Source organism: Microbacterium sp. GCS4, from assembly GCF_001262495.1.
Taxonomy (GTDB): domain Bacteria; phylum Actinomycetota; class Actinomycetes; order Actinomycetales; family Microbacteriaceae; genus Microbacterium.
The window spans coordinates 305,713-320,053 of record NZ_LGYE01000001.1; the positions used below are offsets into that span (position 1 = coordinate 305,713).

The 14,341-nt window shown below is 68.4% G+C and carries 13 protein-coding genes and 1 tRNA gene; 11 read left to right on the plus strand and 3 right to left on the minus strand.

Annotated elements, in window-relative coordinates; translation table 11 throughout:
- The first annotated feature begins 38 nt into the window (after positions 1-38).
- The gene (pyk, locus tag AKH00_RS01570) at positions 39-1,490 is read left to right on the plus strand and encodes a pyruvate kinase (RefSeq protein ID WP_050720967.1); all 1,452 of its coding nucleotides are present in this window, start codon (positions 39-41) and stop codon (positions 1,488-1,490) included.
- A gap of 62 nt (positions 1,491-1,552) precedes the next feature.
- Here pyk and AKH00_RS01575 read toward each other — a convergent pair whose 3' ends face one another.
- Both AKH00_RS01575 and AKH00_RS01580 read right to left on the minus strand, forming a co-directional pair.
- Entirely contained in the window at positions 1,553-2,818 is a 1,266-nt protein-coding gene (locus AKH00_RS01575) for an alpha/beta fold hydrolase (RefSeq protein ID WP_050720968.1), read from the minus strand.
- Between the two features lie 52 nt (positions 2,819-2,870).
- Positions 2,871-2,953 (minus strand) — tRNA-Leu (locus tag AKH00_RS01580).
- A 101-nt stretch (positions 2,954-3,054) separates the two neighbouring features.
- On the opposite strand from AKH00_RS01580, the gene AKH00_RS01585 reads away from it, so the two are divergent.
- The 3 genes from AKH00_RS01585 (at position 3,055) to AKH00_RS01595 (ending at position 4,577) form a co-directional block, all read left to right on the plus strand.
- On the plus strand, positions 3,055-3,672 hold the full coding sequence (locus AKH00_RS01585) for an ANTAR domain-containing response regulator (protein WP_025103469.1): 618 nt from the start codon (positions 3,055-3,057) through the stop codon (positions 3,670-3,672).
- Positions 3,673-3,676: 4 nt separating this feature from the next.
- Positions 3,677-4,210 carry a GNAT family N-acetyltransferase gene (locus tag AKH00_RS01590; protein WP_050720969.1) on the plus strand — a complete coding sequence of 178 codons (534 nt, stop codon included), beginning with the start codon at positions 3,677-3,679 and terminating at the stop codon, positions 4,208-4,210.
- Positions 4,211-4,301: 91 nt separating this feature from the next.
- A complete protein-coding gene (locus tag AKH00_RS01595; protein WP_161804373.1) occupies positions 4,302-4,577 on the plus strand; it encodes a hypothetical protein in 276 nt (91 codons plus the stop codon).
- On the opposite strand, the gene AKH00_RS01600 is transcribed toward AKH00_RS01595, so the two are convergent.
- Complete coding sequence (locus AKH00_RS01600; protein ID WP_050720971.1) at positions 4,558-4,980, minus strand: hotdog fold thioesterase; 423 nt, start codon at positions 4,978-4,980, stop codon at positions 4,558-4,560. The genes AKH00_RS01595 and AKH00_RS01600 overlap by 20 nt on opposite strands.
- Before the next feature lie 45 nt (positions 4,981-5,025).
- On the opposite strand from AKH00_RS01600, the gene polA reads away from it, so the two are divergent.
- From polA to AKH00_RS01635, 7 genes are all read left to right on the plus strand, one after another.
- Entirely contained in the window at positions 5,026-7,659 is a 2,634-nt protein-coding gene (gene polA, locus AKH00_RS01605) for a DNA polymerase I (protein WP_050720972.1), read from the plus strand.
- A gap of 63 nt (positions 7,660-7,722) precedes the next feature.
- Complete coding sequence (locus AKH00_RS01610) at positions 7,723-9,399, plus strand: DUF885 domain-containing protein (protein WP_050720973.1); 1,677 nt, start codon at positions 7,723-7,725, stop codon at positions 9,397-9,399.
- Positions 9,400-9,453: 54 nt separating this feature from the next.
- Positions 9,454-10,485, plus strand: coding sequence for an LLM class flavin-dependent oxidoreductase (locus AKH00_RS01615; protein WP_050720974.1), 1,032 nt, complete (start codon positions 9,454-9,456; stop codon positions 10,483-10,485).
- Positions 10,486-10,534: 49 nt separating this feature from the next.
- Positions 10,535-11,887, plus strand: a complete 1,353-nt coding sequence (locus tag AKH00_RS01620; protein ID WP_050720975.1) for an MFS transporter — start codon at positions 10,535-10,537, stop codon at positions 11,885-11,887.
- Between the two features lie 59 nt (positions 11,888-11,946).
- On the plus strand, positions 11,947-12,705 hold the full coding sequence (locus tag AKH00_RS01625) for an SGNH/GDSL hydrolase family protein (protein ID WP_200903780.1): 759 nt from the start codon (positions 11,947-11,949) through the stop codon (positions 12,703-12,705).
- Positions 12,702-13,466 carry a formylglycine-generating enzyme family protein gene (locus AKH00_RS01630; protein ID WP_050720976.1) on the plus strand — a complete coding sequence of 255 codons (765 nt, stop codon included), beginning with the start codon at positions 12,702-12,704 and terminating at the stop codon, positions 13,464-13,466. The genes AKH00_RS01625 and AKH00_RS01630 overlap by 4 nt, the downstream gene beginning before the upstream one ends.
- Positions 13,467-13,522: 56 nt before the next feature.
- Positions 13,523-14,335 carry an arginase family protein gene (locus AKH00_RS01635; RefSeq protein WP_050720977.1) on the plus strand — a complete coding sequence of 271 codons (813 nt, stop codon included), beginning with the start codon at positions 13,523-13,525 and terminating at the stop codon, positions 14,333-14,335.
- Positions 14,336-14,341: the final 6 nt, after the last annotated feature.

A 14,341-nucleotide genomic window follows, 5' to 3' on the forward strand; every position in this document is an offset into this window, starting at 1 on the left:
CCTGATTTCCATCCCCCACTTCTACCCTGGAGAATCCGTTGAGACGCGCGAAAATCGTCGCCACCCTGGGCCCCGCAACATCCACCTATGAGACCGTGCGTGCACTGATCGACGCCGGCGTGGATGTCGCGCGCCTGAACCTCAGCCACGGCGACTACTCCGTGCACGAGAACAACTACGCGAACGTCCGTCGCGCCGCGGAGGACGCGGGTCGCGCCGTCGCGATCCTCGTCGACCTGCAGGGACCGAAGATCCGCCTCGGCAAGTTCGAAGCCGGCCCCTACGAGCTCGCGAAGGGTGACATCTTCACCATCACGACCGAGGACATCATCGGCAACAAGGAGATCTGCGGTACGACCTTCAAGGGCCTGCCGCAGGACGTCAAGCCGGGGGACTTCCTGCTGATCGACGACGGCAAGGTCCGCGTCGAGGTCGTCGAGACCGACGGCGTGCGCGTCACGACGCGGGTCGTGGTCGCCGGTGCAGTCTCGAACAACAAGGGCATCAACCTCCCCGGCGTCGCCGTCAACGTGCCGGCGCTGAGCGAGAAGGATGAGGAGGACCTGCGCTGGGGCCTCCGCATCGGCGCCGACCTCATCGCGCTGTCTTTCGTGCGGAACGCCGCCGACGTGACACGCGTGCACGAGATCATGGCGGAGGAGGGCGTCAAGGTCCCCGTCATCGCCAAGGTCGAGAAGCCGCAGGCGGTCGACGCGCTCGAGGAGATCGTCGACGCGTTCGACGCGATCATGGTCGCCCGCGGCGATCTGGGTGTCGAGCTGCCGCTGGAGGCCGTGCCGATCGTGCAGAAGCGCGCGGTCGAGCTCGCCCGCCGCATGGCCAAGCCGGTCATCGTCGCGACGCAGATGCTCGAGTCCATGATCAACAGCCCGGTGCCGACCCGCGCCGAGACCTCGGACGTGGCGAACGCGGTGCTCGACGGTGCTGACGCCGTCATGCTCTCGGGCGAGACCAGCGTCGGCGACTACCCGGTCGTCGTGGTCGAGACCATGGCGCGGATCATCGAGTCGACCGAGGAGCACGGGCTGGAGCGCATCGCGCCTCTGACCACGAAGCCCCGCACCCAGGGCGGTGCCATCACGCTCGCCGCTCTCGAGGTCGCCGAGTTCGTCGAGGCCAAGTTCCTCTGCGTGTTCACGCAGTCCGGAGACTCGGCTCGCCGCCTGTCGCGCCTCCGTTCGCGGATCCCGATGCTCGCCTTCACTCCGGAGCCCGACATCCGCCGCCGCATGGCGCTCACCTGGGGCATCCGGTCCAGCCTCGTCGACATGGTGCAGCACACCGACCTGATGTACCTGCAGGTCGACGACTATCTGCTGAAGAACGGTCTCGCCGCCGAGGGCGACAAGGTCGTCGTGATCTCCGGATCCCCTCCCGGGATCGTCGGGTCCACGAACGACATCCGCGTCCACAAGGTCGGGGATGCCGTCAACGGTGCGGCACCGATCTACAAGGAAGCCACGGTCTGACCTGATCGGTCCGTCACGAGGGGGAAGGAGCGTACGCTCCTTCCCCGTCGTCGTCGACGGCGTCAGTGTCCCGACGCGGCGCAGGTCGTCGTAGGAGGGCGTCCAGAGCTCACATCGGCGAGCCAGAGGAGCATGTCCGGCAGGGCCGCATAGGCCGCGAGGCCGTGGTTCACGCCGGGATAACGGTGGAAGTCGACATCGGCTCGCTGCGCGCACAGACCCGTGACGTAGTCCTCGGTCGCCGACGGCCGGACGAGTTGATCTGCGAGCCCTTGACCGACGAAGATCGGCACGTCGATGGGGGAGGAGCCGGCGCTGTTCTCCTCGAGCACGGTCTTCCACGGCTCGGTGCTCGCAGGGTCGCTCGTGACGTACCGACCGATCAGCGGATCCGCGATCTCATGGATCTCCTTCACGTCCGAGAGCAGACACATCGACGCCATCTCGGGTGTCGCCGCCGCGCCCGCGGGGGTGAGAATGGAGGACAGCGCCTCCTCCCCGAACCGGTGCGCGTAGGCGGCTTCGTACGCGGGGATCGCGTACGACGCGATGGTGACGCCGGAGATGTCGATGATGTCGTCGCTCATGAGCTCAGTGAGGTCGGCTGCCGGAGCGGCGACCGCGACACCGCGGACGGACAGCTCCGGGGCGTATGCGGTGGCGCGCTCGGCCGCGAACAGCACGGCCTGCCCTCCCTGCGAATGCCCCCACAGCACGAGATCCGTCCCGATCTGCGCGGCGTCGATGCCGTGGGCGGCGCGGACGGCGTCGAGGATGCTGTTGGACTCGGGGACGCCCAACAGGTAGGAGGAGTCACCGGGCACGCCGAGTCCGGGGTAGTCGGCGGCGACGACCGCGTAGCCGGCGAGCAGGAACTCATGGAGTCCTTCGATCAGCTGGAACGGATCGACGTCGAGTGACGGCGCGCACGCGGGTGCGGCGCCGCTGGTCGGATGTCCCCAGGCGATGCTGACGCGGCCGCTGTCCGGCGCGGGGACGTCCGGGACGATCACGACCGCGGAGGCTGCGACGTCATCGCCTGCGAGATCGCGCGTGTGGTAGATCACACGCCACGCCGCCGCGCCCAGGGGAGCGCTGTCGATCCGCTCCGATCGGATGACGTCACCGGGCTCACCCGACGGCATCGGCGACGGCAACCGGTAGAAGCCCGCATCGGAGACGAGGTCGGCCTCGCCCTCGATGTGGCGGCGGATGGCGTCCGTCGCGAGCACCCCGGCGACGAGGACGACGGCGACCAGCACGCCGGCGAGCACGCGACGTCGACGCCGCGTGCGGCTCCAGATGTCGGACGCGGGATTCGCTCGCATGAAGTCTGTCTAGCGCATGATCGCTGTCCACGACAGATCTGCGAGACCTCGGTGCCGGCGGTGGGACTCGAACCCACACGCCCTCACGGACAGAGCATTTTGAGTGCTCCGCGTCTGCCATTCCGCCACGCCGGCTCGTGTGTCGCGTCTACGACTGTAGCGCAGCACGACTGCACGGATGTGCGCGGACGGGTGCCTTCCCGGCCGCGGAGGAGTCTCTCCACTAGGATGGAGGCGTGACAGAGCAAGAACAGGCTGAGCAGCCCACGGCATCCGCACCTCGACGCGTCGTCGTCGCCGAGGACGAATCGCTGATCCGCCTCGACATCGTCGAGATCCTCCGCGACAACGGATTCGATGTCGTCGGCGAGGCCGGAGACGGCGAGACGGCGGTGGCGCTGGCGACCGAGCTGCGTCCCGACCTCGTCATCATGGATGTCAAGATGCCTCAGCTCGACGGCATCAGCGCCGCGGAGAAGCTGCACAAGGGCAACATCGCGCCCGTGGTTCTGCTGACCGCGTTCAGCCAGAAGGAGCTCGTGGAACGGGCGAGCGAGGCGGGCGCGCTGGCCTATGTGGTCAAGCCGTTCACGCCGAACGACCTGCTTCCCGCGATCGAGATCGCGCTCGCGCGCCACGAGCAGATCATCACGCTCGAGGCCGAGGTCGCCGACATGGTCGAACGCTTCGAGACCCGCAAGCTCGTCGATCGCGCCAAGGGCCTGCTCAACGAGAAGATGGGACTCTCCGAGCCCGAGGCCTTCCGCTGGATCCAGAAGGCCTCGATGGATCGTCGTCTCACGATGCAGGATGTCGCCAAGGCGATCATCGAGCAGCTCGCACCGAAGAAGTAGCACGATGCATCCGCTCGATGCGGATCACGTGCTTCGTCCGGTTCGCACGGGCGATGGGGCAGCGCTGGCACGGGCGTACGCCGCGAACAGGGAGCATCTCGCCCCCTGGGAGCCGTCGCGCTCGGACGTGTTCTTCACGCGGTCGCACCAGGAGCAGCACGTCGAACAGTGCCTCGCAGACGTCCGGGCAGGACGTGGGTACCGCTTCGTGATCGAGTCGGGTGACGGAGAGATCCGCGGCCGGGTCAACCTGAACAACGTCGTGCGCGGAGCTTTCTGGAGCGCCGATCTGGGCTATTGGATCGATGGCCGTCATACTCGCCGAGGACTCGCTGGACGTGCGGTCGCTCTCGTCTCGGAGCACGCTCGCACGGAGCTGCACCTGCATCGCCTGCAGGCGGCGACCCTGCTCCACAACACCGCGTCGCAGCGCGTTCTGACCTCGGCCGGATTCGAACGCATCGGCATCGCCCCTCAGTATCTGCGCATCGCGGGGGAGTGGCAGGACCACGTGCTCTTCCAGCGCATCCTCGTGTGATCCCTCCTCCACGGATGCCTTCGTCGAGATACTTCTCCACACTGGCTCGATCACGCCCCGCGAGCAGCGACGCGACGCGTAGTGTCGTCGCATGCCATTGAGCCCCGCCGCCCTCCAGCTCCGCGTCGAGCAGAACACGAACGACATCGCATCGATCTACGAGATCCTCGAGGGGATCGGCAAGAAGCTCGACGAGCACGACGCGCGTTTCGACGGCATCGACGGGCGTCTCGACGGCATCGACGGGCGTCTCGACGGCATCGACGGGCGTCTCGACGGCATCGACGGGCGTCTCGACGGACTGAGCTCGCAGATGGCCGAGGTGCTCGGCATCCTTCGAGAGGGGATCAGACCGGAAGGTCCTTGATCATGTTGGTGATGCGGATCGTCGAGCATCGGCGTCCCTGATCATCGGTCACGACGATCTCATGCACGGTGATGCTGCGTCCGAGGTGGACCGGGGTGCATACACCGGTCACGAGACCGGAAGTGGCGGAGCGCGTATGCGTCGCATTGATGTCCACGCCGACGGCGAGACGGCCATGACCCGCGTGAAGATTGGCCGCCATGGAGCCGAGCGACTCGCCGAGCACCACGTAGGCGCCTCCGTGCATGAGTCCCACAGGCTGCGTGTTGCCCTCGACCGGCATCGTCGCGACGCATCGGTCCGTGGCGAACTCGACGAACTCCATGCCCATCTTCTCGGCGAGCGCCCCCATGCCCCGTGCCGTCGCCCAGTCGAGTCCGGTCCCGGACACTGTCTCGCTCATGAAGCCTCCTCAGCGCGTGTCCGTGGTCCTCGTTAGGCTGACAGGGTGACGGACTCCGCAAAGCCTACCCTCATGGTCGTCGATGGCCACTCGCTCGCCTACCGCGCCTTCTTCGCGCTCCCGGTGGACAACTTCACCACCAAGGACAACCAGCACACGAACGCCATCTACGGGTTCCTATCGATGCTGGTGAACCTGATCAAGGCCGAGCAGCCCACGCATCTGGCGATCGCGTTCGACACCTCCCGCCACTCCTTCCGCACGGATGAGTACCCCGAGTACAAGGCCACGCGCTCCGAGACGCCCCAGGAGTTCCGTGGGCAGATCCCCCTGCTCCAGGACTGCCTCGCCGCGATGTCGATCCCGGTCCTGACGAAAGAGGGCATCGAGGCGGACGACATCCTCGCGACCCTGTCCACCCAGGGGGCCGAGCAGGGCTATGAGGTCCTCGTGGTCTCGGGCGATCGCGACACGATCCAGCTCGTGAACGATGACATCACCCTGCTGTATCCCAACGTGCAGGGGGTGTCGCAGCTCAAGCGCTACGACCCGACCACCGTGCAGGAGCGCTACGGCGTACGCCCCGAGCAGTACCCCGACATCGCGGCCCTCGTGGGTGAGACGAGCGACAACCTCCCCGGTGTGCCCAAGGTCGGCGAGAAGACGGCCGTCAAATGGCTCACGCAGTTCGGATCGCTCGACGAGCTGCTCGCGCGCGCAGAGGAGATCAAAGGCGTCGTCGGCGGCAACCTCCGCGACCACATCGAGGACGTGCGCCGGAACCGCAAGCTCAACCGCCTGTTGCGCGATGTCGAGCTCCCGGTCGCACCGGACGACCTCTCGGTGAGGCCGATCGACGCGCAGGCCGTGCGCGACATCTTCGCGCGTCTCGAGTTCCGCACGCTGCTGCCTCGGGTGTTCGACGCCGTCGGCGCCGGCGAGGTCGCAGACGATCCGGCCGCGGTGGTCGAGCTGCCGAGTCCCGAGCAGCTCGACGCTGCGGGCTTCGCCGCCTGGGCACAGGCACAAGAGGGGGATGTCGCGCTCCGCGTGGTCGTGCAGAACGGCGTGCCCACGCGCCTCGGAGCGGCGACGGTCGAGGCACTCCGCGAGGTCGATTGGAGCGAAGCGACCGCAGGGGATCTCGCCGAGTGGCTGCAATCCGACCGGCCCAAGGTGCTCCACGACGCCAAGCCGCAGGTCAAGGCGCTGCTCCGGCGCGGCATCCGCCTCGACGGCCTGGCCTACGACACCAGTCTCGCCGGATGGCTGCTGCGCCCGAGCTTCCCGGATAAGACTCTCGCCGATCTCGTGGAGCGTTACCTGGGCGAGAAGCTGCCCGAGGCGGATCCGTCCCAGCTCGTGCCCGAGACCGAGGGCGCGACCCCGTCGCAGGAGGCGTGGTTCGCCCTCCGCGTCGCCCAAGCCCTCCGCGAGGACATCCCGGAGTCCGTGGGCGCTGTGCTCACCGACATCGAGTTGCCGACGCTGCTCACGCTCGCGGATATGGAGGTCGCGGGAGTCGCGGTGTCCCACGAGGTTCTGTCCTCGTTCTCGGGCGAGCTCGGATCCCGTGCCGAGGGACTCGCGCAGGAGGCGTTCACGATCGTCGGACGTGAGTTCAACCTCGGGTCTCCGAAGCAGCTTCAGGAGGTGCTGTTCGACGATCTTCAGCTGCCGAAGACCCGCAAGACCAAGACCGGGTACTCGACCGACGCCGCCGTGCTCGCCGATCTCCAGGAGACGAACCCGCATCCGTTCCTCGGGCTGCTCCTGCAGCACCGGGAGGCGACCAAGCTGCGGCAGATCATCGAGTCGCTCGACACCGCGATCGGCGACGATCACCGCATCCATACGACCTACGTGCAGACGGGCAGCCAGACGGGGCGGTTGTCGAGCACCGACCCCAACCTGCAGAACATCCCGGTGCGCACCGAGGAGTCGCGTCGCATCCGCAGCGCGTTCCAGGTCGGCGACGAGTACGAAGCGCTGCTCACGGCGGATTACTCGCAGATCGAGATGCGCATCATGGCACACCTCTCGGGAGACGAGGGCTTGATCGAGGCGTTCAACAGCGGCGAGGATCTTCATCGCTTCGTGGGTGCACGCGTGTTCGGGGTGGATCCGTCGGACGTCACGCCCGCCATGCGCACGAAGGTCAAGGCGATGTCCTACGGCCTGGTCTACGGACTCTCGGCCTTCGGGCTCTCCAAGCAGTTGCGGATCGAGCAGTCCGAGGCGAAGCAGCTCATGATCGAGTACTTCGCGCGCTTCGGGGCGGTCCGCGACTATCTGCGTGCCTCGGTGCTGCAGGCGAAAGAGGACGGTTACACCGAGACCATCTTCGGTCGGCGCCGCCCGTTCCCCGACCTCGCCTCGCCCAACCGCGTCCTGCGTGAGAACGCGGAGCGCGCAGCCCTCAACGCTCCGATCCAGGGCAGCGCCGCCGACATCATGAAGATCGCCCTGTTCCACATCCACGGGGATCTCCGCTCGGAGGGCCTCGCATCGCGCGTGCTGCTGCAGATCCACGACGAACTCGTGGTCGAGGTGGCACCGGGGGAGTGGGATGCTGCCGAGCGGATCGTGCGGACGCGGATGGGCGACGCCGCGTCTCTGTCGGTGCCGCTCGATGTGCAGGTGGGCCGCGGGCAGGACTGGAACGAAGCAGCTCACTGACGTGCAGGGGCGGCTGCGCGAGACCGACGTGTCCGCGCGGCCGCCGCGGGCTACGCTGAAGGGATGACGTCTTCTCCGCGCATCCCTTCCGCCATCGACAAGGTCGCCGACGACTGGGTCGACACGATCGCTGTGCTGGCGCCGACGCTCGGCACATACATCGGTCGCGACGAGGTCAATGACCGTTTCGGAGATCTCAGCCCCGAGGGGCATGAGCAGATCGCCGCGGCGACGAAGGAGACTCTGGCCACGCTCGCCGCGCTCGAGCCGGTCGACGCGATCGACGAGGTGACCAAAGCCGACCTCAGCGCCGAGCTCTCACTCGACCTCGAACTGCACGAGGCTCGGTGGCACCTGCGCGACCTCAACGTCATCGCCTCCGCTGCGCAGGACGTGCGCTCCGCCTTCGACCTCATGCCGACAGCAACGGTCGACGACTGGTCCGTCATCGCGACTCGGCTCGCCGCGGTGCCCGAGGCGCTGCGAGGCTACACCGAGACCCTCCGAGCCGGTATCGCGGCGGGGGTCATGCCCGCGCGGCGCCAGGTCGTCGAGGTCGCGACACAGATCGATCGCTACATCGCGGATGACGGCTTCTTCGCGTCCTTCGTCGCCCACGCGACGCCTGAGGAGGGGAATCTCCCCGCCTCGCTCGCCCGCACGCTCGACGAGAACTCCGCATCCGCTCGCGTCGCCTACGGCGCGCTGCGTCGCTTCCTCGCAGAGGAGCTTGCGCCGGAAGCCTCCGAGGAGGATGCGGTCGGCCGCGACCTGTACGCCCTCAACTCCCGACGATTCCTCGGCGCGACGATCGACCTCGACGAGACCTACGAATGGGGTCGCGAAGAGCTTCAGCGGATGGTGGCCGAACAGACCGCGATCGCGAACGAGATCCTGCCCGGCGCCAGTGTCGAGGAGGCGGTGGCCCACCTCGAGTCGGACTCGTCGCGCAAGCTGGTCGGCACCGACGCGCTGCAGCGATGGATGCAGGAGACGAGTGACCGCGCCGTCGCCGAACTGGGCGCCACGCACTTCGACATCCCGGACGAGATCCGGACCCTGGAGTGCATGATCGCTCCCACGCAGGAGGGCGGGATCTACTACACCGGCCCGACGGACGACTTCTCCCGCCCGGGGCGGATGTGGTGGTCGGTTCCCGAGGGCGTCACGGAGTTCGACACCTGGCGTGAGCTCACGACCGTGTACCACGAGGGCGTTCCCGGACACCACCTGCAGATCGCGCAGGCGGTCTACAATCGCGCCGAGCTCAACTCGTGGCGTCGCCTGCTCGCGGGCACGTCCGGCCACGCCGAAGGATGGGCTCTGTACGCGGAGCGTCTGATGCAGCAGCTCGGGTATCTCGACGACCCGGCCGACCGCCTGGGGATGCTCGACGGGCAGCGCATGCGGGCCGCCCGGGTGGTCCTCGACATCGGCGTGCATCTGCGCAAGCCTCGCCTCGACGGCGAAGGCACCTGGGATGCGGCATCCGCGCTCGACTTCATGCGCGGCAACGTCAACATGTCCGACCAGTTCGTGCAGTTCGAGGTGAACCGCTATCTCGGCTGGCCGGGGCAGGCTCCGTCCTACAAGGTCGGGCAGCGCATCTGGGAGCAGGTCCGCGACGCGTATCGAGCCGAGCGCGGCGACGGGTTCGACGTCAAGGAGTTCCACAAGCGCGCGCTGGACATGGGCGGCGTGGGTCTCGACACCCTGCGGACGGCGCTTCTCGCTCGCTGATGGGAATGGTCCAGCGCGAGTCGTTGTTCATTCACCTGAATAGAAAGGGCTGACATGGACATCGAGTTCGGGCTGGACACATTCGGCGACATCACGCGCGACGCCGACGGAGAGCTGCTGACGGCGGCGGAGACGATCCGGAACGTCGTCGAGCAGGCGGTCCTCGCGGACCGCGTCGGTGTCGGCTTCTTCGGCGTGGGGGAGCACCACCGGTCGGAATTCGCGGTGTCGGCGCCCGAGATGGTCCTCGCGACGATCGCGGGGCGTACGGAGAGCATCCGCCTCGGGACCGCCGTGACGGTGCTGTCCTCGGACGACCCCGTGCGGGTCTTCGAGCGGTTCTCGACCCTGGACGCCCTCTCGAACGGACGAGCCGAGGTCGTTCTCGGCCGCGGATCGTTCATCGAGTCGTTCCCGCTGTTCGGCTACGACCTCCGTGACTACGAGGCTCTTTTCGAGCAGAAGCTCGAGCTCTTCGTCGAACTCCTGAAGGAGCAGCCGGTGACGTGGTCGGGCAGCATGCGCGCCTCCCTCGAGAACGCGGACGTGTTCCCGAAGACCGCGAACGGGCTGCGCACATGGGTCGGCGTCGGCGGAAGCCCGGAATCGGTGGTGCGCGTGGCGCGTCACGGCCTCGGTCTCATGCTGGCGATCATCGGCGGCCCCGCGGCGCGATTCCGGCCGTTCGTGGACCTCTACCACCGCTCCGTGGCGTCCTTCGGCACGGCCTCTCATCCGATCTCGGTGCACTCGCCGGGGCACATCGCCGCGACGGACGACGAGGCCTGGGATGCCGCGTACTCGGGCTTCGAGGCGATGAACAACACGATCGGGCGCGAGCGGGGATGGCCGGCGTACAGTCGCGCTCGATTCCAGAACGATGTCGGGCCCGCGGGGGCTCTCTACGTCGGGTCTCCCGATCGCGTGGCGGCGAAGATCGCCGACACCGTGCGCACCCTCGGGCTCGGGCGTTTCGACCTGAAGTACGCCACGGGGACCCTGTCGCACGAGGCCATGATGACGAGCATCGAGCTCTACGGCACCGAGGTCATCCCGCGGGTGCGTCGCCTGCTGGCCGACGACTGAGACGAGACGACCGGCTCGGCAGGACCCGGTGAGTCCTACGATGGGGAGCATGGCACATCCCGTCCTGCCGAGCCGCGAGTCGCTGGCCGGTCGTCTCGACGATCTGCCGTTCACCCGTCGCCACCTCCGGGTGCTGACGGGATCGGGGGTGGGCTGGGCCCTCGACGCGATGGACGTCGGACTGATCTCGTTCGTCCTCGCGGCGCTGACGCAGCAGTGGGGGATCACCAAGACGGATGCCGGGTGGATCGCCTCCGTCGGATTCATCGGCATGGCGATCGGCGCGACGCTCGGCGGTCTCCTCGCCGATCGTCTGGGGCGACGCCAGGTCTTCGCGCTCACCCTGCTCGTGTACGGCGTAGCGACCGGGGCGAGCGCTCTCGTGAGCGGCCTCGCCGCGCTGCTGGTGCTCCGTTTCCTGGTGGGCCTCGGACTCGGTGCCGAGTTGCCGGTCGCCTCGACCTACGTGAGCGAGTTCGCTCCCGCCCGCATGCGCGGGCGTCTGATCGTGTTGCTCGAGGCGTTCTGGGCGGTCGGCTGGACCGCTGCCGCGGTGATCGGCTACTTCGTGATCCCTGCGTCCGGCGACGGATGGCGTTGGGCGTTCGCTATCGGCGCCGTCCCCGCCCTGTACACGCTGATCGTGCGGTGGGGTCTCCCCGAATCGCCGCGCTGGTTGGCGTCGCGCGGACGCATCGCCGAAGCCGACCGCATCGTGTCGACCTTCGAGGTGGATGCCCGCGTGGAGCGCGCGCCGTCGATCCGCCGCGAGCCCGAGTCGCGTCCGCTCGCGCGAGACCTCAGGACGCGTGTCTCGGGGCTGTGGAACACAGAGTTCCGGATCCGCACGGCGTGCCTGTGGGTGGTCTGGCTCTGTGTGAACTTCTCGTACTACGGCGCGTTCATCTGGATCCCCAGCATCCTCGTCGACGCGGGGTTCGATCTCGTGCGGTCCTTCGGATTCACTCTCATCATCACCGTGGCGCAGCTTCCCGGCTACGCCGTCGCCGCCTGGTTGATCGAGGTCTGGGGCCGCAGAGTCACCCTGTCTGTGTTCCTCGGCGGATCGGCGGTCGCGGCCGTGTTCTTCGGCACCTCGACGACTGAGGCCGCGATCATCGCGTCGGGAATGGCGCTCTCCTTCTTCAACCTCGGCGCTTGGGGTGCCCTGTACGCCGTCACGCCGGAGATCTACCCGACCTCGTTGCGCGGCACCGGCGCCGGGTGGGCCGCCGGAGTCGGACGCATCGCCTCGATCGTGGCGCCGCTCGCCGTCCCTGTGCTGCTCGTCGCGGGTGGGGCGCCGCTGCTCTTCGTGATCTTCGGCGCGTGCTTCGTCGTCGCTGCTGCGGCGGCCTGGGGGCTGGTCGACCGTGGGGGAGCGGCACTCGACGACCGATAGCCCGCGCCTCGCGCCCTCGCGCGCCGCCCCACGCCACCTCGCACCAATATGCTGGTCTGATGGCAGAGGTGCGCTACGTGGCCATCGGCGACTCCTTCACGGAGGGGGTCGGCGACGTGCTCCCGGACGGCCGCGAACGAGGCTGGGCCGACCTCGTCGCCCAGGGCTGGGCGACGGCATCCGGTCGGTCCATCAGCTATGCGAACCTCGCGATCCGTGGGAAGTTGGCCTGGCCGATCGTCGAGCAGCAGCTCGAACCCGCCCTCGCCCTCCGCCCCACGCATCTCTCGTTCAACGGCGGCGGCAATGACATGCTCCGCCCGCGGACCGACCCCGAGCACATCGCCGATGCGTTCAGCCGCGTGCTCCGCCGGTGCGATGAGGAGGGGGTCACACTCATCCTCCTGTCAGGAGCCAACCCGAGCGGGCAGCTGCCGATGGGGCCGCTCGTGCAGAAACGCGGGGACCTGCTCTCGGAGGCAGTGCTCCGGCGGATCGAGGATCGCCCCGACGTCGTGCGGGCCCTGAACTGGCCGGATCGAGAGCTCGCCCGCGCGCCATACTGGTCAGAGGACCGGCTGCACATGAACGCGTCCGGCCATCATCGCGTCGCGGCACGCGTGCTCCACGCGCTCGGCCTCGAGCCCGACCCGACCTGGTGGTCGCCGACCGAGCTGGCCGCGGCCGGTCCCGCGGGCCTCGCGTACTACCGGCAGTTCGTCGGCCCATGGGTCCGACGTCGGGTCACGCGCACATCGTCGGGAGACGGCCGCGCGGCCAAGTACCCCGATTGGGTCGAACGGACGCCGCAGGCGTGACGGACATCGAGCTGAGGCGAATCCCCGCCGGTGCTGTGACGCTGCACGACGCCCGACGCTCGGTGCAGCGCACGGTCGAGCTCGAAGCCTTCGAGATCGGAGTGTTCGCGGTGACGGAGGAGCAGCTCGCCGAGATCCTGCCGATCCCGTCCCAGCATCCCCGGCGTCCTGCCCGCGACCTCAGCTGGCTGCGCGCGGTGCACTTCTGCAACGCGGCGTCCGAATGGGAAGGGCTGGACCCCGTGTACCTGTTCGATGGAGAGAACGTCACCTGGGACACGACCTCCGAGGGATATCGGCTGCCGACCGAGGCCGAATGGGAGTTCGCGTGCCGCGCCGGCTCCGCAGGACCGCACTACGCCCCGCTCGCCGAGGCCGCCTGGACCTCCGCTGATGGCGTGTCCGCACCGCAGGACGTGGGCGGGAAGCTGCCGAACCTGCACGGCCTCTTCGACACCCTGGGCAATGTGTGGGAATGGTGCTGGGACCTCCTGGATCCCGCGCGGTACGACGACTACCGCGTGTTCCGCGGCGGCGGATTCGCCGACGATGCGTGGAGCGTGCGTGCCGGAGTGCGCCGAGGCGGTGGCACCCGGATGCACCACGACGATGTCGGCGTCCGGGTCGCTCGCGGCGCGTTCGACAGCCTCGACGGCGGTGACGAGGTGCAGGGATGGTCGGCATCCGCAGACCGCGAGCGGGCAGTCGTGGACGGCGCCGTGCCCTTCGGCTGGACACCGATGGGTCGTGCAGCGCGCTGAGCGTATCGCCGGTCGTCGTTTTGCTCGGCGGCACGGGGGAGTGGGAAGCTGAGAGGATGACTGCGCGCTTCTCACTCATCGTGTCCCAGGGCCGTGTGGCGGACCGCACGGACGGAGCCCTCGTCGGCGCGCGGCTCGTGGGCGAGGCGCTCTCGCGCCTGCTCGGCGTGGAGCAGCAGGTCATCGGGACGCCCACGGCATCCCGCACCGACGACTGGTCAGAGGCCCTTCCTGAGGCGAAGGCCACTCTGCACGGTCTGCGCGACGCCGTCGCTGCCGCGATCGACGCCGACCGCACGCCCCTTCTGGCGACCAACACCTGCGCCGCGAGCCTCGGCACGCTGCCCACCGTGGCGGATCGCCACCCCGATGCGGTGCTGCTCTGGATCGACGCGCACGGCGACTTCAACACCCCGGACACGACCGGGTCGGGGTACCTCGGTGGAATGGTGGTGGCCGCCGCGTGCGGGCTGTGGGACAGTGGCCACGGTGCCGGGATAGACCCGCGTCGGGTGATCGTCGTCGGTGGCCGCGACATCGATCCGGCGGAGGGCGATCTGCTGGCACAGGCCGGCGTCACCGTGCTCGCGCCGGACGAGAGCACACCCGAGCGTGTGACAGAGCTCATCGACGGCCGCCCCGTGTGGATCCACGTGGACTGGGACGTCCTGGAGCCCGGGTACATCCCGGCCGCATACCGGGTCGGGGCGGGCCTGCTCCCTCATCAGATCGCGGCGATCTTCGCGGCGCTTCCCGCCGGCTCGGTCAAGGGCATCGAGCTGGCAGAGTTCGAGGCGGGCGACGACGAGGTCCCCGAGCGCGTCAGTCTCGAGCTCATCCTCGAGACGTTCCAGCACCTCGCGCGCTGAGCGCGG

What these genes read in the sequence shown, in the direction of transcription:
- AKH00_RS01610 (WP_050720973.1), top strand. Translation starts at nt 7,723, where the DNA reads ATGACGTCTTCTCCGCGCATCCCTTCCGCCATCGACAAGGTCGCCGAC.
- AKH00_RS01595 (WP_161804373.1), top strand. Translation starts at nt 4,302, where the DNA reads ATGCCATTGAGCCCCGCCGCCCTCCAGCTCCGCGTCGAGCAGAACACG.
- AKH00_RS01635 (WP_050720977.1), top strand. Translation starts at nt 13,523, where the DNA reads ATGACTGCGCGCTTCTCACTCATCGTGTCCCAGGGCCGTGTGGCGGAC.
- AKH00_RS01625 (WP_200903780.1), top strand. Translation starts at nt 11,947, where the DNA reads ATGGCAGAGGTGCGCTACGTGGCCATCGGCGACTCCTTCACGGAGGGG.
- AKH00_RS01620 (WP_050720975.1), top strand. Translation starts at nt 10,535, where the DNA reads ATGGCACATCCCGTCCTGCCGAGCCGCGAGTCGCTGGCCGGTCGTCTC.
- AKH00_RS01575 (WP_050720968.1), bottom strand. Translation starts at nt 2,818, where the DNA reads ATGCGAGCGAATCCCGCGTCCGACATCTGGAGCCGCACGCGGCGTCGA.
- AKH00_RS01600 (WP_050720971.1), bottom strand. Translation starts at nt 4,980, where the DNA reads ATGAGCGAGACAGTGTCCGGGACCGGACTCGACTGGGCGACGGCACGG.
- AKH00_RS01590 (WP_050720969.1), top strand. Translation starts at nt 3,677, where the DNA reads ATGCATCCGCTCGATGCGGATCACGTGCTTCGTCCGGTTCGCACGGGC.
- AKH00_RS01615 (WP_050720974.1), top strand. Translation starts at nt 9,454, where the DNA reads ATGGACATCGAGTTCGGGCTGGACACATTCGGCGACATCACGCGCGAC.